Here is a 22817-nt window from a genome sequence, read left to right as displayed (position 1 = left end):
CGCTATTTACCCGCTTCGCGCGGCTCTGGCTGACCATGACCGAAGGCCTGGCCGAGATCGTCCCCGGAGGTGGTGCGCGTATCGTCGGTACGCCACTTGGCGACCTCGGCGGCGCTGACCGGGGCGGCGTCGTTGCCCCAGCTGGCGCGGATGAAGCTGACCACGTCGGCCACCTGGGCGTCGTTCAGGCGCCAGCCGAAGGGCGGCATGACGATCATCGACGGCGCGGTGTGCAGGCCGGGCAGGGTGCCGCCCTTGAGCACGATGTTGATCAGCGAACTGGCATCCGCCGTACGCAGTACCGGATTGCCGGCCAGCGCCGGGAATACCCGGTCGTAACCCTGGCCATCGGTGCGGTGGCAGGCGGCGCAGTTGTCCACATAGACCTGGGCGCCCCGGGCACTGTCATCGCCGCGCCAGAGCGCCGCGGCGGCACGCCCGTCGGCCTGGAAGGGCGCATCGTGCGGGTCCCTGGGCGGCAAGGTCTTGAGGTAACGGGCGATGGCCTGCAGATCGGCGTCGCTCAGGTACTGCAGGCTGTGCTGCACCACCTCGGTCATGCCGCCGAACACGGCGCTGTCGGCGGAGCGCCCGGTCTTGAGGAATTGCACCAGCTGCGCTTCGCTCCAGCGACCCAGGCCGTGGCGCTGGTCGCCACGCAGATTCTTGGCGATCCAGCCTTCCAGGGGGGCGCTGCCGGCCAGGAAATCCTTGCCATCGGCAGGCGAGAGCGCCTTTTCCTGCATGGTGAAGGCGCGTGGCGTGTGGCAGGCACCGCAGTGGCCGAGGCCTTCCACCAGATAGGCACCGCGAGCCACCACCGGATCCTGGTCCGGCGCGGGCTGGAATTGCACCACCTCGGGCGCGAACAGCTGGCGCCAGATCGCCAGGGGCCAGCGCATGGACAGCGGCCAGGGGATGTCGCTATCGCGATTGGCCTGCTCGACCGGTGTCACGCCGTGCATGAAGTAGGCATAGAGGGCGCGCATGTCGCCCTCGCTGACCCGGGCATAGGAGGGGTAGGGCATGGCCGGATAGAGGGTATGACCCTCCTTGGCGATACCCTGGCGGATGGCGGCATCGAAGTCGGCATAGCTGTAGGCGCCGATGCCGGTCTGCCGATCCGGGGTGATGTTGGTGGAATAGAGGGTGCCGATGGGCGTCTGCATGGGCAGGCCGCCGGCGAAGGGCTGGCCGCCCGGCGCCGTGTGGCAGGCCACGCAGTCGCCGGCCCGGGCCAGGTATTCGCCTTTCCTGACCAGCGCCGGGTCAGTGTCGTCGGCGGCCTGGGCCGTCAGCGCCAGGCCGGCGCCCAGCAGCAGGGTCGCGAGGGTACGGAGGATCATGGGCGTGCCTCTCATGCCTGCACCAGCGGGCCGGGATTCTTCAGGTATTGCTCGCGGATGGCCCGCGCCGACCAGTAGGTCAGGGCCGCCACCAGGCCGGTGGGGTTGTAGCCCAGACCCTGGGGAAAGGCCGAGGCGCCCGGCACGAAGACGTTGTGCACGTCCCAGCTCTGCAGGTAGCGATTGACCGCGCTGGTCTTGGGATCGGTACCCATGATGGCGCCACCGTTGAGGTGGGTGGTCTGGTAGCTGGCGGTGTTGAAGTGACCGCCGAACGCCTTGACCGAGACGCTGATGTGCTCGGGACTCATGGCCTCGGCGATCTTCTTCATCTTGGCCGCCATGAAGCGGGTCATGCGGATGTCGTTGTCCTTCCAGTCGAAGGTCATGCGCAGCAGCGGCTGGCCATAGGCGTCACGGTAGGTAGGGTCCAGGTCCAGGTAGTTGTCGCGATAGGACTGGTGGGCACCGTGGGCGTCCATCGACAGCTGGTGGTTGTAGTAGCCGGCCTGGGCCTTTTTCCAGGCGCTGCCCCACTGCGGCGTGCCGGGCGGATTGGCCGCCCCGGCGATGGGCCGAGTGCCGGCCTGGTTGACCCACATGGGCGAGCCGCCGACGAAGCCGTGGGGGCCGTGGTCGAAGTTGTCGGCGTTGAAGTCGTCCACCGCCACGCCATTGCCACCGGCGCCGATGAAGGGATTGGTGTGGTGCTGATCCTGGCGGAAGAAGGCCTTGATGGTGGCCATGTTCTGGTAGGCGAAGTTGCGCCCGACCACGCCCTCGCCGGTCTTGGGATCATAGGGCTGGCCAATGCCCGACAGCAGCATGAGGCGCACGTTGTTGAACTGGAAGGCGGCGAGGATGACGATGTCGGCCGGCTGTTCCAGCTCCTGGCCCTGGGCGTCCAGGTAGGTCACCCCCGTGGCTTTCTTGCCGGTGCTGTCCAGGTTCACCCGCAGCACATGGGCCTGGCTGCGCAACTCGAAGCGCGGCTCCTGCTTGAGCGCCGGCAGGATGTTGAGATTCGGCGAGGCCTTGGAATACATGTAGCAGACGTAGCCGCTGCAGTAGCCGCAGAAGTTGCAGGGACCCATCTGGCACCCATAGGGGTTGGTGTAGGGCCCCGAGGTGTTGGCCGAGGGCAGGTTGTAGGGGTGATAGCCCACGTCCCGCGCGGCCTTCTCGAACAGCTGCGCCGAGACGGTGTTCTTTTGCGCCGGCAGCGGGAAGTCGCTGGAGCGATCCGCGGCATAGGGATTGCCGCCCTTGCCGTCGCCCACCACCTGGCCCTTGACGCTCCAGGCGGTGCCCGAGGTGCCAAAGACCTTTTCGGCGAAATCGAAGTAGGGCTCCAGCTCGCCGTAGCTGACGCCGAAGTCCTGGATGGTCATGCCGTCGGGGATGAATGTCTTGCCGTAGCGCTCTTCATAGTGACTGCGCAGGCGCAGTTCCACCGGATCGACGCGGAAGTGCACCCCCGACCAGTGCAGGCCGGCGCCGCCCACCCCATCGCCGGGCAGGAAGACACCGAGCTGGCGGTTGGGCAGGGCGACATCGTTGACGCTGTGGCGGATGGTGACGGTTTCCTTGGAGACATCGACGAACAGCTTCTTGCGGATGCTGTAGGTGAGTTCGTCGATCACCTGGGGGTAGGAGCCATCGGGATAGGTGTCGCGGTAGCTGCCGCGCTCCAGGGCTACCACGTCCAGACCGGCCTCGGTCAGCTCCTTGGCCATGATGGCGCCGGTCCAGCCGAAGCCGACGATCACTACCTGCTTGCTGGGCAATACCTTGGCCATCAACCGCGCTCCCCGCGAATGGAGACCGGCGGCAGCGGATAGCGCTCGTCGCGCTCCACCCAGTCCATGAAGTCGGCGCGGGCGCCGGGGAAATTCACCAGCTTCCAGCCGACCAGCTGCTTGTTGCCGCCATGCAGCGGATCGCAATAGAAGCCTTCCTTGGCGTTCTGCAGCAGCTGGGCGAAGAACAGCTTGGCCGGCACGCCCTCGAGCGCGGCGTCACCGCTTTCCAGGGCCTCGAGGGCCACGTCCTGGTCGGCGGGTGCCAGCTCGGCGAAGACCTTGCCGTGCTGCTGACGGGTCCAGCGATCCACCGCAGCGATGCCCAGGCGATAGAGGTCCTGGGGTACCAGGCGACTCTGGTAGCCCATCTCCGGTGCGGCATCGACGGCGAAGGGACCCTGCATGTACCAGAGGCCGCCGCGGGCATAGGCGGTCTGCATCTGCCGGTCGATGAATTCCGGCGCGCCGGCTTCCAGCGCGCCCGGGCCGAGTTCATCCGCAGGAATCAGCCGGGCCACCGCGGCCTGCACGAAGGCCCATTCCTCGGCGGTGAAGAACACCGGTTGATAGGGGGCGACGTGCGGACTGCTGCCCGGCTTGCTTTCCGGGGTGGACGCGGCAAGGGCCAGGCCCGAGGGGGCACCGCCCGCCAGGGCAACCACGGGAATCAGGCTCAGGGACTTGCGCAGGAAGTCGCGGCGGGCCGGGACGGAGTCGTCTGCGGACATGGTCAGGGGTCTCATCAGGTGCCCGACATGAACCTCGGGACTCATGGTTAGCTAGCTAATATGTTGGAATATTACCAATATCCACTGGCTGCGGTTACATTTTGTCGCAGCTGTGCAGAGGCCACGCGGCTCGGCAAGTTCCCCCGCTCCCGTGGCGAAGGGACAAGCGCCTGGGACGCCGCCTCGGGTGAGCTTGATGCGGCGCCAACCGGTTGCGACGCTCCAGGCACGGCGATCTTGCCGCCGCGAGCGGCATCATCGACCGCGTGGGGCAGGGTGCCGGCACTCACGTTCGGCCAGAGTTACCTAAGGTTCCACCTTTGCAAGCACCATAAGGGTGCAAGTTGCACAAGGTGATACCTAACGAAGCAAGCCAAACGGTCTTGTGCACTCAAAAGAAATCACTTTGCACATCAGATGGTTAGCGCGATAGCTCGCTGGAGCGCCGCTTTTTCGCCGCTCTCCGCGAGGCATTGCACCCTTTGAGTTCAATTTGTGCCGATTTCAGCGAGGATGGCGCGCAAGTTGCACTTGGGAGGCTTTCCGTTGTCAGGTAACACCTTATGTCCAACGTAGAATGCAGCCTCTCTCCGGCGCTCAAACCGCGCCATGTGACCATGTTGTCCATCGCCGGGGTGATCGGCGCCGGTCTGTTCGTCGGCTCCGGTCATGCCATCGCCGCGGCCGGTCCGGCCGTACTGCTGGCCTATGCCCTGGCCGGTACCCTGGTGGTGCTGGTCATGCGCATGCTGGGTGAAATGGCCGTCGCCTCGCCCGATACCGGTTCCTTTTCCTCTTATGCACAGCAGGGCATCGGCCGCTGGGCCGGCTTCACCATCGGCTGGCTGTACTGGTGGTTCTGGGTGCTGGTGATTCCGCTGGAGGCGGTGGCCGCCGCGGCCATCCTCAGTGCCTGGTTCCCGGCGATCGCCACCTGGCAGTTCGCCCTGATCATCACCGGCATCCTGACCGTGACCAACCTGTTCAGCGTCGGCAAGTACGGCGAGTTCGAATTCTGGTTCGCCCTGCTCAAGGTCATCGCCATCGTCGCCTTCATCGCCCTGGGCGCGGCGGCCCTGGTCGGGGCCTTGCCGGGTCGCGAGGTCAGTGGCCTGAGCAACCTGATGGCCCATACCGGCGGCTTCATGCCCAATGGCTTCGGCGCGGTGCTGGGCGCCCTGCTGACCACCATGTTCAGCTTCATGGGGACCGAGATCGTCACCATCGCCGCCGCCGAGTCCAAGGACCCGTCGCGGCAGATCAGCAGGGCCACCAACTCGGTGATCTGGCGGATCGCGCTGTTCTATCTGGTCTCAATCTTCCTGGTGGTGTCCATGGTGCCCTGGAACGATGCCCAGCTGCCACTGGTGGGTTCCTATCAGCGAGCCCTGGAGATCCTGTCGATCCCCAACGCCAAGCTGATCGTCGACTGCGTGGTGCTGGTCGCCGTGGCCAGCTGCCTGAACTCGGCGCTCTATACCGCGTCGCGCATGCTCTATTCGCTGGCTCGCCGTGGCGATGCCCCGGCCAAGCTGGGTCGGGCCTCCAGCAGCGGTGTGCCGCGGGCTGCGGTGCTGGCCAGTACCGCCGTGGGCTTCCTCACCACCATCGCCAACTACACCATGCCCGATGCGGTGTTCAGCTTCCTGCTGTCCACCTCCGGTGCCGTGGCCCTGCTGGTCTACCTGGTGATCGCCGTGACCCAGCTGCGTCTGAGACGCAAGCTGATGGCCCGCGGCGAGCAGCTGGAATTCCGCATGTGGCTGTTCCCCTGGCTGACCTGGGCGGTGATCGTCTTCATCGTCGGCGCCCTGACCGTGATGCTGTTCAGCGAAGCCCATCGCTTCGAGATCCTGGCGACCGGTCTGCTGGCACTGGTGGTCGTGGCCATCGGTACCTGGGTCGGCCGTCGCCAGCCCGCCGCACCGAGCCTGGCTGCTGCCGCACGTTGACCGCGAGAGGCTTCCGACGTCGCCAGGCGTCGGGAGCGCTCCTTTCTGGAGCACTGAGAACTTTCCAGGCTGGACAGCGGGTGCGGTAACAGGTAGAACAGCACTCCTGTTTTGTTGGCTGAAGGCCAACTGTACAGTTCAAATTTCCGCGATGTTCCCTCTAGTAACTAAATTTTGCACTGCAATGGTGCAATACGTTACAGAGTGACCCAAATTGCAGCAGTACAGTTGCAATTGTGTGCGAGGTGATCCGTGAACCTTTCCCTGTACTGTTACTGGTGGTAGCACTCGTCCGGCGAGACAATGGCGCCATTCGATGACCAGTACCCGTCACAAGCGGGAAGGAAAGCCACCATGGAACGCACCTTCAGTTCCTCGCTGTACAACGCCAAGCCCAGCACCCGTGTTCCCGCTGCCCTGCGCGTTATCTCCACCCTGTCCACCTGGCAGCGTCGCATCGCCAGCCGCAATGAACTGGCCCGCCTGGATACCCGTATGCTGGCTGACGCCGGTATCACCGAGGCCCAGCGCTACCAGGAAATGCACAAGCCGTTCTGGCGCTAAGCCCGGCCGCTGCACAGTTTCCACAGACCCCGCTTCGGCGGGGTTTGTTTTGTCCGCCGTCTGGACGGCAGACAGCAAAAAGCCCCGGCATGCCGGGGCTTTTCGTTACCGCCAGGGGTAGGCGGTTACTGCATGTTGTTCTGGTTGCGGGCGTCGACCTTGTTGGGCTTGTCGCTCTTGAAGGGCACCTCGGCACCGCCGTCGGCCCCCCCTTTGACGGTAGTCTTGCCCGGCACCTCGGTGGTGGCGGAGCCATTGACGGCCGTGGCGCTCTTGGAGGGATCAGCCGCGAAGACACCCGTGGCCATCGACAGCATCACAGCAGCGGTAGAGGTGATCAGCAGCTTTTTCATGAGTTCGGCCTCGTCGAAATGAACCTGTGTATCCGATGGGGCCCGCAGCGGAAGGGCGGCGGGCATCAGCTGCAGACGGACAGGTCCACAGCGCACGTCTCAGTTGACTGCCGCCCGGAATGCCGGGTTCCAGGGCATTTGTGAACATTTGTGGGCGAGTGGCCGCTCCGGCAGCGGGCGTTTGCACCTGGCCCTCGGCGTAACGCTTCCCAAGTGGCCTCAGGCACCTGACAATTCGTCAGACGAACCCCCTGCGACGCGCGTGGTCAGTTCGCAGATCGCGCCTCTTCCACCAACAAGGACAATCATGAGGGCTCTCCGCCTTGCTCGCCTCTGCCAGGTAACGGCTGCTCTGACCCTGGTAACGCTGTTACCGGGCTGCTCCCAGGAGCAACCTCCCACCGAGGAACGGGCACGGGTGGTGGTGGCGCAGCTGAGTCCCATACAGGACAGCCAGCGCATCCCCTTCACCGGAGATATCCAGGCACGCGTCCAGGCGCCACTCGGCTTTCGGGTGAGTGGCAAGATCAGCGAGCGGCTGGCGGACGTCGGTGATCGCGTGCGCGAGGGCCAGGTGCTGGCCCGGCTGGACCCCCAGGATCTGCGCAACAACCTGGCCGCCGCCCAGGCCCAGGTGGAGGCCCAGGAAGCCCGCACGCGCCTGGCCCGCGTCGATTTCGAGCGCCAGGCCGCGCTGCTGCCCAAGGGCTACACCAGTCGCAGCCAGTACGACCAGGCCCAGGCCACCCTCGACGGTGCGCGCAGCGCCCTGCAGACCGCCATGGCCCAGCGCGACGATGCGCGCAAGCAGCTTGGCTATACCGAGCTGCGCGCCAGTGCCGCCGGGGTGCTGACCGCCCGTCACGCCGAAGCCGGGCAGGTGGTCCAGGCCGGGGCGGCGATCTTCGACCTGGCGGTGAGTGGCGACCTCGACGCCGTCTTCGATCTCTACGAATCCCTGGCCCGCGAACTCAAGGTCGGCCAGACCCTGCCCGTCGTCCTGCAGGCGCAACCGGCGATCGCGACCCAGGGCACCCTGCGCGAGATCGCGCCGACGGTGGCCAGCAGCGGCACGGTGCGCATCAAGGTGCAACTCGATCGACCGCCAGCGGCCATGACCCTGGGCGCGGTGGTCAACGCCCAGCTGGAGGGCGTGGCCGAGCAGGGCTTCGCCCTGCCCTGGACGGCGCTGAATGGCACCACCGATCAACCCGCCGCCTGGCGCCTCAATGACGATGGCCGCGTCAGCCTGCAGCCGCTGCGCATCGAGCGCTACACCCGTGACAGCATCATCGTCAGCGATGGGCTCAAGGCCGGTGACCGCATCGTGGTCGCCGGCGGCCAGGCGCTCAGTCCCGGGCAGAAGGTCGAGCTCGCCGAGCGCTCCGCCTTCAACGAGGTGCGGCCATGAAGCCGCTGCTGCCGCTCTGCCTGCTGCTGGCCCTCGCCGGCTGTTCCGACGACGAGGCCCCGCCGCCGCCGATCCGGCCGGTGGCGACCCTGACCCTCAGTGCCCCGCCGCCCGGGCGCGAGGTCTTCGCCGGCAGCATCCAGGCGCGCTACGAGAGCGTGCTGGGTTTTCGCGTCGGCGGCCGCATGACCCGCCGGCTACTGGACGTGGGTCAGCCGGTGCGGCGTGGCCAGTTGCTGGCGGCGCTGGATCCCACCGATCAGGACAACGCCCTGCGCAGTCGCCAGGGCCAGACCGCCGATGCCGACGCCCAGTGGCGTGATGCGCGCAGCGATGCGCGGCGCCAGCAGCAGCTGTTCGACCAGGGGGTCGGCTCGCGCTCCCAGCTGGACCAGGCGCTGACCCGGCTGCACACCCTGGAAGCCTCCCGCGAGCAGGCCCAGAGTGCCGAGCGCCAGGCCCGCGACCAGCGCAACTATGCCGAACTCCAGAGTGATTTCGACGGGGTGATCACCGCCTGGCAGGCCGAGGTCGGCCAGGTGGTGTCCGCCGGTCAGCCGGTGGTGCGGGTCGCCCGGCCGGATGTTCGCGAGGCGGTCCTGGATCTGCCGGCCCAGGCCATTGGCCAGCTGACCCCGGGACGCGTCCTGACCGTGCGCCTGGCCCTGGATCCCGAGGTGGCGGTGCAGGGCCGGGTGCGCGAGATCGAGCCCCAGGCCGATGCCAGCACCCGCACCCGGCGGGTACGCCTGACCCTGGACGAGCCGCCGGCCGCGCTGCGCATCGGCAGCCTGGTGCAGGGCGAGCTGGAGTCGCCTCCGGCCGCGGGCCTGCCGCTGCCGACCCAGGCGCTGCGGCGTCAGGATGGCCGGACCTCGGTGTGGGTGGTGGCAGGCCAGGGCGAGCAGGCGCGGGTACGCCAGCGTCCGGTCGAGGTGCTGCGCGAGGCCGCTGGCCTGGTGTGGATCGGCAAGGGCCTGAAGGTGGGTGAGCGGGTGGTGACAGCAGGGGTGAACAGTCTCGAGGAGGGACAGCGGGTGAAGGATCAGGAGGGCGCTCGGCCATGAAAGGCTTCAACCTGTCGGACTGGGCGCTGCGCCACCAATCCTTTGTCTGGTACCTGATGTTCGTCGCCCTGCTGATGGGCGTCTTCTCCTACATGAAGCTGGGGCGCGAGGAAGATCCGTCCTTTGCCATCAAGACCATGGTCATCCAGACCCGCTGGCCGGGGGCGACCACCGAGGAGACGCTGCGGCAGGTCACCGAGCGGGTGGAAAAGAAGCTCGAAGAACTGGATTCCCTCGACTACACCAAGAGCTTCACCCGGCCGGGGCAGTCCACGGTGTTCGTCTATCTGCGTGACACCACGCCGGCCAAGGCGATTCCCGACATCTGGTACCAGGTGCGCAAGAAGGTCTCGGACATCCAGGGCGAATTCCCCCAGGGTATCCAGGGACCGGCCTTCAACGACGAATTCGGCGATGTCTTCGGCAGCATCTACGCCTTCACCGGCGACGGCTTCAGCATGCGCCAGCTGCGCGACCAGGTGGAGCAGGTGCGCCGCGAGATCCGCAGCGTGCCGGGCATCGGCAAGGTGCAGCTGATCGGCGCGGAGAACGAGGTCATCTACCTGGACTTCTCCACCCGCAAGCTGGCGGCCCTGGGCATCGACCAGCGCCAGGTGATGCAGAGTCTGCAACAGCAGAATGCCGTGACCCCCTCGGGCACCATCGAATCCGGCGCCGAGCGCATCAGCGTGCGCACCAGCGGCGAATTCCGCTCCACCGCCGATCTGGCGGCGGTCAATCTGCGCATTGATGATCGCTTCTATCGGCTCACCGATCTGGCCGACATCCGCAGCGGCTACGCCGATCCGCCCAGTTCGCTGTTTCGCTACAACGGCCAGCCGGCCATCGGCCTGGCCATCGCCATGAGCAGCGGCGGCAATATCCAGACCTTTGGCAAGGCGCTTACCGAGAAGATGCAGGAGCTGACGGCCGACCTGCCGGTGGGCATCGGCGTGCACGTGGTCTCCAACCAGGCGCAGGTGGTGGAAAAGGCCGTCGGCGGCTTTACCCGGGCGCTGTTCGAGGCGGTCATCATCGTGCTGGTGGTGAGCTTCATCAGTCTCGGCGTGCGCGCCGGCCTGGTGGTGGCGCTGTCGATCCCCCTGACCCTGGCGCTGGTGTTCGTCTTCATGGAATACAGCGGCATCACCATGCAGCGGATTTCCCTGGGCGCCCTGATCATTGCCCTCGGCCTGCTGGTGGACGACGCCATGATCACCGTGGAGATGATGGTGACCAAGCGCGAGGAGGGCGAGTCGCTGCACCGCTCGGCGACCTTCGCCTACGAGTCGACCGCCTTTCCCATGCTCACCGGCACCCTGGTGACGGTGGCCGGCTTCGTGCCCATCGGGCTCAACTCCAGCAGCGCCGGCCAGTACACCTTCACCCTGTTCGCGGTGATCGCCGTGGCGCTGCTCCTGTCCTGGATCGTCGCGGTGTTCTTTTCGCCGGTGATCGGCGTGCACATCCTGCCGAAGAAGGTGAAGCAGAAGGACCACGACCAGCCCGGCCGCCTGGCACGCTGGTCCGACGGCCTGTTGCTGGGCGCCATGCGCCACCGCTGGCTGACCATCCTCCTCACGGTGCTGCTGTTCGCTGCGGCGCTGTTCTCGATGAAGTTCGTGCAGAACCAGTTCTTCCCGTCCTCGGATCGACCCGAACTGCTGATCGACTTCAACCTGCCGCAGAACGCCTCCCTCGACGCCACCCGCGCGCAGATGGACAGATTCGAGAAGACCCTGGCCGACGATCCGGACGTGGCCCACTGGAGTTCCTATGTCGGCCAGGGCGCGGTGCGCTTCTATCTGCCGCTGGACCAGCAGCTGGAGAATCCCTTCTATGGGCAGGTCATCCTGGTGGCCAAGGACCTTGAGGCGCGCAATCGCCTGCTGCCCAAGCTCAAGCAACGGCTGCGCCAGGACTTCGTCGGCCTGTCCGGCTACGTCCAGCCCCTGGAGATGGGTCCGCCGGTGGGCCGGCCGATCCAGTACCGCATCAGTGGTCCGGACGTCGCCGAGGTACGCCGCCAGGCCCTGGCGCTGGCCAGCGTGCTGGGCAAGAGTCCCCAGCTGGGAGACTTCCTCTACGACTGGAACGAGCCGGCGCGGATGCTCAAGGTCGAGGTCAACCAGGACAAGGCGCGGCAGCTGGGCTTCTCGTCCCAGGACGTGGCGCAGATCCTCAATGGCGTGGTGACCGGTACCCCGGTGACCCAGGTACGCGACGACATCTACCTGGTCAACGTGGTGGCGCGGGCCAGCGAGGCCGAACGGCGCTCGGTGGAAACCCTGGAGAATCTGCAGATCATGACGCCCCAGGGCGTCGCGGTGCCGCTCAAGGCCTTCGCCCGTATCGACTATGCCCTGGAGCAGCCGCTGGTGTGGCGCCGCGATCGACTGCCCACCATCACCCTCAAGGCCTCGATTCTCAGCGAGATCCAGGCGCCGGATCTGGTCAAGCAGCTGCAGCCGGAGGTGGATGCCTTCATCGCCAAGCTGCCGCCGCGCTATCAGGTGGCGGTGGGCGGCACGGTGGAGGAGAGCAGCAAGGCCCAGGGCCCGATCGCCGAAGTGGTGCCGCTGATGCTGTTCCTCATGGCCACCTTCCTGATGATCCAGCTGCACAGCATCCGCAAGCTGTTCCTGGTGGCGAGCGTGGCGCCCCTCGGGCTGATCGGCGTGGTGCTGGGCTTGATCCCCTTCGGCCAGCCGCTGGGCTTCGTCGCCATCCTCGGGGTGCTGGCGCTGATCGGCATCATCATCCGCAACTCGGTGATCCTGGTGACCCAGATCGACGCCTTCGAGCGTGACGGTCGCTCGCCCTGGGACGCCGTGGTGGAAGCCACCCGACACCGCCGCCGGCCGATCCTGCTGACCGCCGCGGCAGCCAGCCTGGGCATGATTCCCATCGCCCGCGAGGTGTTCTGGGGGCCCATGGCCTACGCCATGATCGGCGGTATCGTCGCGGCCACCCTGTTGACCCTGCTGTTCCTGCCGGCGCTGTACGTCGCCAGCTACCGCATTCGCGAGCCGGGGCGTGAGGGGCGATGAGCGAAACGGTCGGGCAAAAAAAACGGCCCTCTGGCGGAGGTCTCCAGAGGAGACATCTGCCAGAAGGCCGCAAGGAGCTATCCAAGGAGCCACTGCCGGAGGGAAGGATTCGCGCGGTCAGAATGTCGAATCCACAGCAGCTCACCGCACCACTATCGTGCGTGCGACTTTTTCAATAAAGTGACGGCTTGACGAAACTCCATTGCGAAAAAGGCAATAATGGATATCTTCCAAGGCATGCGCATCTTCGTCCGGGTGGTGGATCTGGGCAGTCTCACGGCTGCCGCCCACACCCTCGCCCTGTCTACCGCCCAGGTGTCGCGCCTGCTGGCGGAACTGGAAAGCCATCTGCAGACCCGTCTGCTGCACCGCACCACCCGGCGCCTGGCGCTGACCGAGGCGGGCGAGCGCTACCTCGAACGCTGCCGCCGTATCCTGCAGGACGTTGGCGAGGCCGAAGCCGAAGCCAGCGGTGCCCATCTCAAGCCCCATGGGCATCTGCGCCTGCATTCCATGACCGGCCTGGGCACCCAGTTGCTGGCGCCCCTGGTGTCACGCTTCTGCGCGCGCTATCCCCATGTCGAGATCGTCATGACGCTCTCGCAGAACCATCCGGCGCTGCTGGAGGATGGGCATGACATCGCCATCACCCTGGACACCGAACTGGCCGATTCGGATTTCGTCGCCCAGCGCCTCGGCGGCGTCTACAGCGTGGTCTGCGCGGCGCCCAGCTACCTGGCGCAGCATCCGGCGCCCAAGGTGCCCGCCGATCTCGCCGAGCACGACTGCCTGCGCCTGCTGGATCCGAATTTCTCCGAACGCTGGGTCTTCGCCGGCGAAGACGGCGAGCAGCAGGTCGCGCCGCGCTACGTCTTCCAGGTCAACGTCGCCGAGGCCCTGGCCAGCGTGGCCCGCCAGGGCATGGGCATCTGCCTGCTGCCCAGCTACATCGCGGTCAACTACCTGCGCGATGGCAGTCTGGTACGGCTGCTGCCCAACTTCCGCCTGCGCGAGCGCAATATCCATGCGCTCTATCCCTCGCGGCGCTTTCTCGACGCCAAGATCAAGACCTGGATCGACTTCCTCAAGGAGGAATTGCCCGAGCGCCTGCAGCTGGAGAACCGGGTGCTGGAAGACCAGCGCTACTGGGCCAAGGACTAGGGTCGAGCTTGTTGCAGGTTCTGTAACAGTGATTTAGTTAGCATGCTATTTATTAGGCTGCGTTCTTTACCTAGAATGGTCCCGTACCCCGATGAACACGACCTTTTAGGAGTTCGCCATGAAACGTTCTCTGTCCGCCCTGGTGCTGACCCTTGCCACCCTGACCGCCGCCCAGTTCGCCGCTGCCGACGACAATCCCAGCCTGAGATACAAGCTGGTCGATCAGAATCATGCCGCCATGCAGCATTACGGCGATCAAGCCGCTCCCGCTGCCAACGCGCGTCGCTGAGCCGCTCCGCTTTCGAAAGACCACCCCTCCTTGCTCCTTTGGTCTTTCTCCGCCGCACCCTTCGGGTGCGGCTTTTTTATATCTGCGGCACACTGAGCCCCTGACCTTGTCGAGGTGCTCATGACCGCCATTTCCGCTCAACGACTTGCCGACCTGCGGGCCTTCCTGGCCGAGCAGGGCGCCGATGCCTGCCTGATCCCCAGCGCCGATCCCCATCTGTCCGAATACCTGCCGGAACACTGGCAGGGCCGTGCCTGGCTGTCTGGTTTCACCGGCTCCGCCGGGCTGCTGCTGGTGACGCGCCAGGCCGCTGGCGTCTGGACCGACAGCCGCTACTGGGAGCAGGCCACCCAGGAGTTGGCGGGCAGTGGCATCGACCTGATGAAGCAGGTCGCCAGCCAGCCCCAGGCCCATCTGCAGTGGCTGGCCGAGCAGGTGCCCGCGGGCGGCACGGTACTGGTGGACGGCCAGGTGCTGTCGCTCGGCGCCGCGGCGGCCCTGCGCCGGGCCCTGGAACCCAAGGGTATCCAGCTGCGGACCGACCTCGATCCGCTGGCGACGATCTGGACCGGGCGCCCCGCGCTACCGGCCGCGCCGGTCTACGCCCATGCGGCGCCCCATGCGCCCCAGCCGCGCAGCGCCAAGCTCGCCCAGGTGCGCCAGGCAATGGTCGAGGCCGACAGCGCCTGGCATTTCATCTCTTCGCTGGACGACATCGCCTGGCTGCTCAACCTGCGCGGCGCGGATGTGCCCTACAACCCGGTGTTCCTCGCCCATCTGCTGCTGGGTCGGGACAGCTGCCAGCTGTTCATCGATCCGGCCAAGGTGCCGGCCGAGCTCCGCACGGCCCTGGAAGCGGACGGCGTGACCCTGGCCGACTACCACCAGGCCGCCACCGAACTGGCCAGCCTGCCGGCTGGTAGTCGCCTGCTGGTGGACCCGGCACGGGTCACCCTGGGGCTGGCCGAGGCCGCACCCCAGGGTGTCGAGCGGCACGAGCAGATCAATCCCTCGACCCTGCTCAAGGCCTGCAAGACCGCCGAAGAGGTGGCCCAGGTGCGCCTGGCCATGGAAGAAGATGGCGCCGCCCTGTGCGTCTTCTTTGCCCGCTTCGAGGCGGCCCTGGCCCGCGGCGAGCGCCTCACCGAGCTGACCGTGGACGACTGGCTGAGCGAAGCCCGCGCCGCCCGGCCGAATTTCGTCTCCCTGAGCTTCGCCACCATCGCCGGCTTCAATGCCGGCGGTGCCCTGCCGCATTACCGCGCCACCGAGGAGGCCCATGCCGAGCTCCAGGGCGACGGCCTGCTGCTGATCGACAGCGGCGGCCAGTACCTGGGCGGCACCACCGACATCACCCGGGTGGTGCCCATCGGCACCCCCAGCGCCGCCCAGCGCCGCGACTTCACCCTGGTGCTCAAGGGCATGCTGGCGCTGTCGCGAGCGCGCTTCCCGGCCGGCGTCGCCGCGCCCATGCTCGATGCCCTGGCGCGCGAGCCGATCTGGGCCGCCGGCATCGACTATGGCCACGGCACCGGGCATGGCGTGGGCTATTTCCTCAATGTGCACGAGGGACCGCAGTCGATTTCCTTCTATGCCACGGTCACCCCGCACCATGTCCTGCGCGAGGGCATGATCACCTCCAACGAACCGGGCATCTATCGGCCCGGCCAGTGGGGCGTGCGGCTGGAAAACCTGCTGCTGTGCACCCGCGCGGAAACCACCGAATTCGGCGATTTCCTGGCTTTCGAGACCCTGACCCTCTGTCCGCTGGACACCCGCTGCCTGGATCTGGCGCTGCTGCGCAGCGACGAGCTGGACTGGCTGGATGGCTATCACGCCGAGGTCCGCCGCCGCGTGCTGCCGCTGGTCGAGGGCGCTGCGCGCGACTGGCTGCTGGCCCGTACCGAACCCGTCGCGAGGACTGCCCGATGAGCAGCAACGCCCAGCAATTCGCCAGTGACAACTATTCCGGCATCTGCCCGGAAGCCTGGGCCGCCATGGCCGCGGCCAACGTCGGCCACGAGACCGCCTACGGCAACGACACCTGGACGGCGCGCGCCGCCGATCGCTTTCGCCAGCTGTTCGAGACCGACTGCGAGGTGTTCTTCGCCTTCAACGGCACCGCCGCCAACTCCCTGGCCCTGGCGGCGCTGTGCCAGAGCTACCACAGCGTGATCTGCTCCGACACCGCCCACGTCGAGACCGACGAATGCGGCGCGCCGGAGTTCTTTTCCAACGGCTCCAAGCTGCTGCTGGCGCCGGCGCACCAGGGCAAGCTGACCCCGGGCGCCATCCAGCAGATCGCCACCAAGCGCGCCGACATCCACTTTCCCAAGCCGCGCGCGGTGACCGTCACCCAGGCCACCGAGGTGGGCACCCTCTATGGCCTCAACGAACTGCAGGCCATCAGCGCCACCTGCCGCGACCTCGGCCTGCACCTGCACATGGACGGCTCACGCTTTTCCAACGCCGTGGTCGGCCTGGGCTGTACGCCGGCCGAGGTGACCTGGAAGGCCGGCGTCGACGTGCTCTGCTTTGGCGGTACCAAGAGCGGCATGGCGGTGGGGGAGGCCATCCTCTTCTTCAACCGCGACCTGGCCGAGGACTTCGAATACCGCTGCAAGCAGGCCGGCCAGCTGGCGTCCAAGATGAGATTCCTCTCCGCGCCCTGGCTCGGCGTGTTGGAAAACGACACCTGGTTGCGCCACGCCCGCCATGCCAACGCCATGGCCCAACTGCTCGCCGAGCGGGTGCGCGGGGTGCCCGGGGTGGACTTCATGTTCCCGGTGGAAGCCAACTCGGTATTCCTGCAGCTCTCGGAACCGGCGCTGGAATTCCTGCGCAACCGCGGCTGGCGCTTCTACACCTTCATCGGCAGCGGCGGGGCGCGCTTCATGTGCTCCTGGGACACCGAGGAAGCTCGGGTACTGGAGCTGGCGGCGGATATTCGGACGGCGATGGGCGGGTAGGGCGTATCGCGGCCGCTCCTACAGCAGCTAGATAGCCTGTAGGAGCGGCCGCATCGGCGGACCGCCACGGCCGCGATCAGATCTGGCACGGGGATTATCGCAGCCGGGGCGGTGCGCCGATGGGACGGGCCCCGACGATTGATCGCGCTCTGGCCAGGGCGGATGGCGCTGAATGCTTGCTCGGCTGACCCCCTCTCCCCCTGGGAGAGGGCTGGGGTGAGGGTATCTCTTGCCACTCTGTTCCAGTGGAAAAGGCTACGCCGTTTTCCACGCTACTTGCTGGACTATCGCGGCCATGGGCCGCTCCTACGGGATTCGATGCTCTCTCATCCAACGGTGCCCATTCCCGGGTGGAAAACGCTGCGCGGTTTTCCACGCTACGGTGTTCACCGGGGACGCCGTCCGCCCCAACCGGTACCATGGCCGATCTCTTCCCCGTCTCCAGCGATCCATGGCCAAGAAGTCCAGCAAAGTCCTCACTACCGCGGTCAATCCCGTTGCCCCCACGCTGATCGACGTGGCCCGGGTCGCCGGGGTGTCGCCGATCACCGTCTCGCGGGCGCTGAATCGACCGGAGATCGTCAGCGAGGCGGCGCGGGAGAAGGTGCTGGCGGCGGTGCAGGCCACCGGTTACGTGCCCAATCTGCTGGCCGGCGGTCTGGCCTCCAATCGCAGTCGCCTGGTGGCGCTGTTCGTGCCGACCATCGTCCACTCCATTTTCGCCGAGACCGTCCAGGCGCTGATGGCGCGCCTGTCCCGGGCCGGTTACCAGACCCTGCTGGGCCTGACCGGCTACAGCGCCGAACAGGAAGAGCAGCTGCTGGCCGCGGTGCTGGGGCGCAAGCCCGATGGCATCGTCTTGACCGGTACCCTGCATACCGCCGCCAGTCGCCAGCGTCTGGCCCAGGCCGGCATTCCGGTGGTGGAGTCCTGGGACCTGGGCGAGGACCCGCTGGACATGCAGGTGGGCTTTTCCCATGAAGCCGTGGGCCGGGCCCAGGCCGAGCATCTGCACGCCCGCGGCTATCGGCGCTTCGCCGTGGTCTCGGTGGATGACCCCCGCGCCCTGCGCCGCTGTCGCAGCCTGGTCGCGCGGCTGGCCGAGCTGGGCGTGGCGGAACCGCCGCTGGAGATCCTGCCAGCCCCCGCGCTGGTGAAGTCCGGGCGGGCTGGCCTGCGCCAGCTGCTGGCCCGTGACGAGGCCTTCGACGTGGTGGTTTGCAGTTCGGATACCGTCGCCCAGGGCGTCATGGCGGAAGCCGCCAGTCGCGGGCTGCGCCTGCCCGAGGATCTGGCGGTGCTGGGCTTCGGCAATCTTTCCAGCGCCGCCCAGATGCACCCGGCGCTGTCGTCGGTGAGTGTCGAGGGCGATCGCATGGGCACCCTGGCGGCCGAGGCACTGCTGCAGCGTTTCAACGAGGATGACCAGGGCCGGGAAGCAGTGCGCATCGACACCGGTTTCCATATCATCGACCGCGCCACGACCTGACCGCCGGTCCAGATCTTGTTAGACGTCATACTTGTATGGTTGCGCAATCATGGCTTAGTCTTGGGCAAACGCAAGGGCTGAGGCCGATTGTCGCACCAGAATATGATTGCGCAATCATCCAAGGGTCCGCGCCTTCAATAAAAACAATCACGCAAGAGGGATCCCCATGGATGCCACAAGACCGACCCGGGTGCGCTACCTGATCCTGTTGATGCTGTTCGTCGTGACCACCATCAACTACGCCGATCGCGCCACCATCGCCATCGCCGGCTCCAGCCTGCAGAAAGACCTCGGCATCAGTGCCGTGACCCTCGGCTATATCTTCTCCGCCTTCGGCTGGGCCTATGTGGCCGGGCAGATTCCCGGCGGCTGGCTGCTGGATCGCTTCGGTTCGAAGAAGGTCTATGCCGGCAGCATCTTCTTCTGGTCGTTCTTCACCCTGCTGCAGGGGCTGGTCGGCGGCCTGCCGGTGGCCTGGGCGGTGACCACCCTGTTCATGCTGAGATTCCTGGTCGGCCTGGCCGAGGCGCCGTCCTTCCCGGGCAATGCGCGCATCGTCGCCGCCTGGTTCCCCACCGCCGAACGCGGTACCGCCTCGGCGATCTTCAACTCGGCGCAGTATATCGCCACCGCGCTGTTCGCGCCGATCATGGGCGGCATCGTCTTCCACTTCGGCTGGGAGCACGTCTTCGTCATCATGGGCGTCCTGGGCATCCTTTTCTCCGGGGTCTGGCTGAAGTACATCCACAATCCCAAGGAGCATCCGCGCATCAACGCCGCGGAGCTGGCGCACATCCGCAACAATGGCGGCCTGGTGGACATGGACAACAGCGCCCGCCAGCGCGATGGCGGGCCCAAGTGGCACTACATCACCCAGTTGCTGACCAACCGCATGATGCTCGGCGTCTACCTCGGCCAGTACTGCATCAACGCCATCACCTATTTCTTCCTGACCTGGTTCCCGGTGTACCTGGTGCAGGAGCGCGGCATGACCATCCTCAAGGCCGGCTTCATCGCCTCGCTGCCGGCGATCTGTGGCTTCATCGGCGGGGTGCTCGGCGGGGTGATCTCCGACTACCTGCTGCGCCGCGGCCACTCCCTGACCTTCGCCCGCAAGCTGCCCATCGTCTGCGGCCTGCTGCTCTCCACCAGCATGATCTTCTGCAACTATGTCGATGCCGACTGGATGGTGGTGGGCTTCATGACCCTGGCCTTCTTCGGCAAGGGCATCGGCGCCCTGGGCTGGGCGGTGGTGGCGGACACCTCGCCCAAGCAGATCGCCGGGCTCTCCGGTGGCCTGTTTAACACCTTCGGCAACCTGGCTTCCATCACCACCCCCATCGTCATCGGCTACCTCATCGCCGCCACCGGCTCCTTCAAGTGGGCGCTGGTCTATGTCGGCGCCAATGCCCTGGTGGCCGTGTTCAGCTACCTGTTCATCGTCGGTCGCATCCAGCGTGTCGAGCTGCGGACCGCCGACGGCGAGATCCTGGGCGCGACCCAGCCTGACCCGGCCCGGGCCTGAGCCCCGGCAGAGGATAAGAATATGAACCTGATCGATCACCGTGATTCGCCGCGCTACATCAAGCTCCACCCCCAGGACAACGTCGGGGTGGTGGTCAACGAACCCGGCGTGGCCGCCGGCACCGCCTTCGCCGATGGCCTGACCACGGTCGAGGCCATTCCCCAGAGCCACAAGGTCTCCCTGGTGGATCTCGCGGAGGGCGCCGAGGTGGTGCGCTACGGCGAGGTCATCGGCTACGCCCTGCAGGACGTGCCCGCCGGCAGCTGGATCACCGAGGCCCTGCTGCGCATGCCGGAGCCACCGGCGCTGGACAACCTGCCCAAGGCCACCGCGCCCGGCCAGGTCGGCGAACCCCTGGAAGGCTACACCTTCGAGGGCTTCCGCAATCCGGACGGCAGCGTCGGCACCCGCAACATCCTGGCGGTGACCACCACCGTGCAGTGTGTGGTGGGGGTGCTGGACCACTGCGTGGAGCGGGTACGCAAGGAGCTCCTGCCGCGCTACCCCAACGTCGACGACGTGGTGCCGCTGTCCCACAGCTATGGCTGCGGGGTGGCCATCAACGCCCCGGATGCGGTGATCCCCATCCGCACCCTGCACAACATCAGCCGCAACCCCAACTTCGGCGGCCAGGCCCTGGTCATCGGCCTGGGTTGCGAGAAGCTGCAGGCCAGCCAGCTGATGCCGGGCGACGACCTCACCGCCGGGCAGAACGAAGAGGAGTGGCTGTTCCGCCTGCAGGATTCGGCCAACGGCTTCGCCGGCATGGTCGAGCAGATCCTGGGGCTGATCGAGGTGCGTCTGGAGGTGCTCAATGGGCGCCGCCGCGAGACGGTGCCGGCTTCCGAGCTGGTGGTGGGTATGCAGTGCGGCGGCAGCGACGCCTTCTCCGGCATCACCGCCAACCCGGCCCTGGGCGTGGCCGCCGATCTGCTGGTGCGGGCCGGCGCCACCGTGATGTTTTCCGAGAACACCGAGGTGCGCGACGGCATCCACCTGCTGACCCCGCGCGCCGCCACCCCCGAGGTGGCCGATGCCCTGATCCGCGAGATGGACTGGTACGACCGCTACCTGGAACGGGGCATGGCCGATCGCAGCGCTAATACCACCCCTGGCAACAAGAAGGGCGGGCTGAACAACATTGTCGAAAAGGCCATGGGGTCGATCGCCAAGTCGGGCACCAGCCCCATCGCCGGGGTCATCGCACCCGGTGAGAAGATCCGCGGCAAGGGCCTGTACTTCGCCGCCACCCCGGCCAGTGACTTCATCTGCGGCACCCTGCAACTGGCCGCGGGCATGAACCTGCACATCTTCACCACCGGCCGCGGCACCCCCTACGGGTTGTCCATGGTGCCGGTGATCAAGGTCTCGACCCGCACCCAGCTGGCCGAGCGCTGGCCGGACCTGATCGACATCGATGCCGGTCGGGTGGTGAGCGGGCGGCTGTCGCTGGAGGAGATGGGCTGGGAGATCTTCCAGTGCTATCTGGACGTGGCCAGCGGCCGCCGCCAGACCTGGGCCGAACGTCATCGCCTGCACAACGACCTGGCGCTGTTCAATCCGGCTCCGGTGACCTGATACGCACGCAATGAAAAAGGGCCGATCCCTCGCGGGGTCGGCCCTTTTTCATTGCCGCGCGGCGCGGCTCAATCGGTCAGGGCGCTGCCGCTGATCGGTCGCAGGTTTGGCTGGTTGTCGTCTTCCGGATCACGCATCAGCACGTAGCCGAGGATGATGCCGACGAAGAGATTGCCGACGCCGATATCGAAGAGGTCGGTGGTCCAGCCGATCAGGCAGAGGCAGAAGGCGATGGCCAGCAGGGTGTGGCTGAGGCGGTCGGGGGCGGTGTGCAGGCGGATGAACACCGGCAGCTGCATGGCATAGCCGAGGATGCCGACCACGCCGAACACGCACCAGAGATAGACCAGGCTGCTGTCGCTGGTGACGAAGAGGTCGATCCCCGGCACGGGGAAGGCGGCCATGGAGCTGCCGAACAGGCCGAAGCCGGCGCCTTCCACGGTCCAGCCATGGCGGCTCATTTCCGCCACGACATTCGGCCAGGTGTTGACCAGGCGATCGTAGAAGGAAGCCAGGCCGCTGTCGCTCATCACCACCAGGGGATCGAAGTCGCGGATCAGACTCAGCACCGGCAGCAGCATGCCACCCACCACCGCCAGCAGGATCAGCGCATAGGTCGGCCACTGGAAGCGGCGGGTCATCATCAGTGCCAGGGTAAAGGCGAAGGCCGCTGCCGGCGCCTTGCTGGTGGTGAGCAGGATGCCGAAGAAGCCGACCAGGGCGACCACCAGCCAGAGCGTCCTGGAGCGGGCGAATTGCGCGAGGAACAAGCAGTAGACCGCGATCAGCGCCGCCAGCACGTTGGAGACCCGGGCGAAGCCGGCGATCCGGTCCTCTTCACCGGCGACCCACTGGGTATTGCCGGCGATGTCGTTGCCGCCGAGGTTGTAGCTGTAGCCTTTCCAGGGCACCGAGGTGTACTTGTCCAGGGCGATGCCGACCAGGCTGGCGAGCAGCAGCAGGAACATGGCGCGGCCCAGCAAACGGCGCTGCTTGAGCAATTCGCGGCCGCAGACCAGGCCGAACAGCAGCGGGCTGTAGACGAACAGCGAGAACAGCACGTTGTTGAAGGTCCCGCCATGCAGCAGGGCCAGGGCGGCATAGGCCAGCCCGGCGAACAGGCCGACCCAGATCACCCGGGGCAGCTTGACCGTCGCCACCTGCAGGGCGAACAGCGCCAGACAGGCGATCTTGGGCAGATAGACCAGCGCCGAGGCGCCGACCATGTCCAGGGCATAGCGCAGAAAGCCGGAAAAGGTCTCGACCACCAGCAGGCCGATGGCCGTCCACACCATGAGGGTGGAGTAGCGCCATTCGAGCACACGCTGGAAGGGGGAGGGGGTGGCGGTTGCAACCGACATGATGATCATCCCTGTCTTGATGCCGATGGCGCCGGAGGCCACCAGTCCTGACGTAAGAAGCGAGGACCGTCGGGGCACGCCACCTTGGCGTTATCGACGGACTGCTGACGCAAAAGCGCATAGGCGGGCACGCTACCGCCAGCGACTACCGAAACCGGTCGCGGCGAGGGCG

General features: G+C 66.6%; 17 protein-coding genes. 12 read left to right on the top strand and 5 right to left on the bottom strand.

The window, feature by feature from the left end; genetic code table 11:
• Positions 1-2 precede the first annotated feature (2 nt).
• Genes GSQ95_RS02455 through GSQ95_RS02445 form a run of 3 tightly spaced genes read right to left on the bottom strand, consistent with a single transcriptional unit; the run spans position 3 to position 3876 of the window.
• A complete protein-coding gene (locus GSQ95_RS02455) occupies positions 3-1346 on the bottom strand; it encodes a cytochrome c (RefSeq protein ID WP_158889660.1) in 1344 nt (447 codons plus the stop codon).
• Between the two features lie 11 nt (positions 1347-1357).
• The gene (locus GSQ95_RS02450) at positions 1358-3145 is read right to left on the bottom strand and encodes a GMC family oxidoreductase (RefSeq protein ID WP_158889662.1); all 1788 of its coding nucleotides are present in this window, start codon (positions 3143-3145) and stop codon (positions 1358-1360) included.
• Positions 3145-3876, bottom strand: coding sequence for a gluconate 2-dehydrogenase subunit 3 family protein (locus tag GSQ95_RS02445; RefSeq protein WP_158889664.1), 732 nt, complete (start codon positions 3874-3876; stop codon positions 3145-3147). The genes GSQ95_RS02450 and GSQ95_RS02445 overlap by 1 nt, the downstream gene beginning before the upstream one ends.
• A gap of 563 nt (positions 3877-4439) precedes the next feature.
• On the opposite strand from GSQ95_RS02445, the gene gabP reads away from it, so the two are divergent.
• The gene (gene gabP / locus GSQ95_RS02440; RefSeq protein ID WP_158889666.1) at positions 4440-5828 is read left to right on the top strand and encodes a GABA permease; all 1389 of its coding nucleotides are present in this window, start codon (positions 4440-4442) and stop codon (positions 5826-5828) included.
• A gap of 354 nt (positions 5829-6182) precedes the next feature.
• A complete protein-coding gene (locus GSQ95_RS02435; protein ID WP_133860393.1) occupies positions 6183-6392 on the top strand; it encodes a DUF1127 domain-containing protein in 210 nt (69 codons plus the stop codon).
• A gap of 125 nt (positions 6393-6517) precedes the next feature.
• Here GSQ95_RS02435 and GSQ95_RS02430 read toward each other — a convergent pair whose 3' ends face one another.
• The gene (locus GSQ95_RS02430) at positions 6518-6745 is read right to left on the bottom strand and encodes a hypothetical protein (RefSeq protein ID WP_158889668.1); all 228 of its coding nucleotides are present in this window, start codon (positions 6743-6745) and stop codon (positions 6518-6520) included.
• Positions 6746-7052: 307 nt separating this feature from the next.
• On the opposite strand from GSQ95_RS02430, the gene GSQ95_RS02425 reads away from it, so the two are divergent.
• From GSQ95_RS02425 to garD, 10 genes are all read left to right on the top strand, one after another.
• A complete protein-coding gene (locus GSQ95_RS02425; RefSeq protein WP_158889670.1) occupies positions 7053-8156 on the top strand; it encodes an efflux RND transporter periplasmic adaptor subunit in 1104 nt (367 codons plus the stop codon).
• On the top strand, positions 8153-9223 hold the full coding sequence (locus GSQ95_RS02420; RefSeq protein ID WP_158889672.1) for an efflux RND transporter periplasmic adaptor subunit: 1071 nt from the start codon (positions 8153-8155) through the stop codon (positions 9221-9223). Before GSQ95_RS02425 ends, GSQ95_RS02420 begins: the two co-directional genes overlap by 4 nt.
• Positions 9220-12273 (top strand): efflux RND transporter permease subunit, encoded by a 3054-nt coding sequence (locus tag GSQ95_RS02415; protein ID WP_158889674.1) that lies wholly within the window; start codon positions 9220-9222, stop codon positions 12271-12273. Before GSQ95_RS02420 ends, GSQ95_RS02415 begins: the two co-directional genes overlap by 4 nt.
• A gap of 219 nt (positions 12274-12492) precedes the next feature.
• Entirely contained in the window at positions 12493-13434 is a 942-nt protein-coding gene (locus GSQ95_RS02410; protein WP_218580185.1) for a LysR family transcriptional regulator, read from the top strand.
• Positions 13435-13552: 118 nt separating this feature from the next.
• Positions 13553-13723 (top strand): hypothetical protein, encoded by a 171-nt coding sequence (locus tag GSQ95_RS26085; RefSeq protein WP_178118356.1) that lies wholly within the window; start codon positions 13553-13555, stop codon positions 13721-13723.
• A 120-nt stretch (positions 13724-13843) separates the two neighbouring features.
• Positions 13844-15655, top strand: coding sequence for an aminopeptidase P family protein (locus GSQ95_RS02405; protein ID WP_158889676.1), 1812 nt, complete (start codon positions 13844-13846; stop codon positions 15653-15655).
• The gene (locus GSQ95_RS02400) at positions 15652-16692 is read left to right on the top strand and encodes a low specificity L-threonine aldolase (RefSeq protein ID WP_158889678.1); all 1041 of its coding nucleotides are present in this window, start codon (positions 15652-15654) and stop codon (positions 16690-16692) included. The genes GSQ95_RS02405 and GSQ95_RS02400 overlap by 4 nt, the downstream gene beginning before the upstream one ends.
• 451 nt (positions 16693-17143) lie before the next feature.
• Positions 17144-18181, top strand: coding sequence for a LacI family DNA-binding transcriptional regulator (locus GSQ95_RS02395; protein ID WP_158889680.1), 1038 nt, complete (start codon positions 17144-17146; stop codon positions 18179-18181).
• Between the two features lie 166 nt (positions 18182-18347).
• Positions 18348-19706, top strand: a complete 1359-nt coding sequence (locus GSQ95_RS02390) for an MFS transporter (RefSeq protein WP_158889682.1) — start codon at positions 18348-18350, stop codon at positions 19704-19706.
• 21 nt (positions 19707-19727) lie between these two features.
• Positions 19728-21284, top strand: a complete 1557-nt coding sequence (gene garD, locus GSQ95_RS02385; RefSeq protein ID WP_158889684.1) for a galactarate dehydratase — start codon at positions 19728-19730, stop codon at positions 21282-21284.
• 68 nt (positions 21285-21352) lie between these two features.
• Here garD and GSQ95_RS02380 read toward each other — a convergent pair whose 3' ends face one another.
• Positions 21353-22645, bottom strand: coding sequence for a hypothetical protein (locus GSQ95_RS02380; RefSeq protein ID WP_158889686.1), 1293 nt, complete (start codon positions 22643-22645; stop codon positions 21353-21355).
• Positions 22646-22817 lie beyond the last annotated feature (172 nt).

This window comes from Pseudomonas sp. BAV 4579 (assembly GCF_009765395.1).
GTDB classification, from domain to species: Bacteria; Pseudomonadota; Gammaproteobacteria; order Pseudomonadales; family Pseudomonadaceae; genus Chryseomonas; species Chryseomonas aestiva.
This window is presented reverse-complemented; position numbering and strand designations above follow the sequence as displayed.

Excerpts from the sequence above, each read along its gene's own strand:
- GSQ95_RS02420 (WP_158889672.1), top strand. The coding sequence starts at position 8,153 with ATGAAGCCGCTGCTGCCGCTCTGCCTGCTGCTGGCCCTCGCCGGCTGT.
- GSQ95_RS02395 (WP_158889680.1), top strand. The coding sequence starts at position 17,144 with ATGGCCAAGAAGTCCAGCAAAGTCCTCACTACCGCGGTCAATCCCGTT.
- GSQ95_RS26085 (WP_178118356.1), top strand. The coding sequence starts at position 13,553 with ATGAAACGTTCTCTGTCCGCCCTGGTGCTGACCCTTGCCACCCTGACC.
- GSQ95_RS02425 (WP_158889670.1), top strand. The coding sequence starts at position 7,053 with ATGAGGGCTCTCCGCCTTGCTCGCCTCTGCCAGGTAACGGCTGCTCTG.
- GSQ95_RS02455 (WP_158889660.1), bottom strand. The coding sequence starts at position 1,346 with ATGATCCTCCGTACCCTCGCGACCCTGCTGCTGGGCGCCGGCCTGGCG.
- GSQ95_RS02415 (WP_158889674.1), top strand. The coding sequence starts at position 9,220 with ATGAAAGGCTTCAACCTGTCGGACTGGGCGCTGCGCCACCAATCCTTT.
- GSQ95_RS02410 (WP_218580185.1), top strand. The coding sequence starts at position 12,493 with ATGGATATCTTCCAAGGCATGCGCATCTTCGTCCGGGTGGTGGATCTG.
- GSQ95_RS02390 (WP_158889682.1), top strand. The coding sequence starts at position 18,348 with ATGGATGCCACAAGACCGACCCGGGTGCGCTACCTGATCCTGTTGATG.
- garD (WP_158889684.1), top strand. The coding sequence starts at position 19,728 with ATGAACCTGATCGATCACCGTGATTCGCCGCGCTACATCAAGCTCCAC.
- GSQ95_RS02405 (WP_158889676.1), top strand. The coding sequence starts at position 13,844 with ATGACCGCCATTTCCGCTCAACGACTTGCCGACCTGCGGGCCTTCCTG.
- GSQ95_RS02445 (WP_158889664.1), bottom strand. The coding sequence starts at position 3,876 with ATGTCCGCAGACGACTCCGTCCCGGCCCGCCGCGACTTCCTGCGCAAG.
- GSQ95_RS02450 (WP_158889662.1), bottom strand. The coding sequence starts at position 3,145 with ATGGCCAAGGTATTGCCCAGCAAGCAGGTAGTGATCGTCGGCTTCGGC.
- GSQ95_RS02400 (WP_158889678.1), top strand. The coding sequence starts at position 15,652 with ATGAGCAGCAACGCCCAGCAATTCGCCAGTGACAACTATTCCGGCATC.
- GSQ95_RS02380 (WP_158889686.1), bottom strand. The coding sequence starts at position 22,645 with ATGTCGGTTGCAACCGCCACCCCCTCCCCCTTCCAGCGTGTGCTCGAA.
- gabP (WP_158889666.1), top strand. The coding sequence starts at position 4,440 with ATGTCCAACGTAGAATGCAGCCTCTCTCCGGCGCTCAAACCGCGCCAT.
- GSQ95_RS02430 (WP_158889668.1), bottom strand. The coding sequence starts at position 6,745 with ATGAAAAAGCTGCTGATCACCTCTACCGCTGCTGTGATGCTGTCGATG.
- GSQ95_RS02435 (WP_133860393.1), top strand. The coding sequence starts at position 6,183 with ATGGAACGCACCTTCAGTTCCTCGCTGTACAACGCCAAGCCCAGCACC.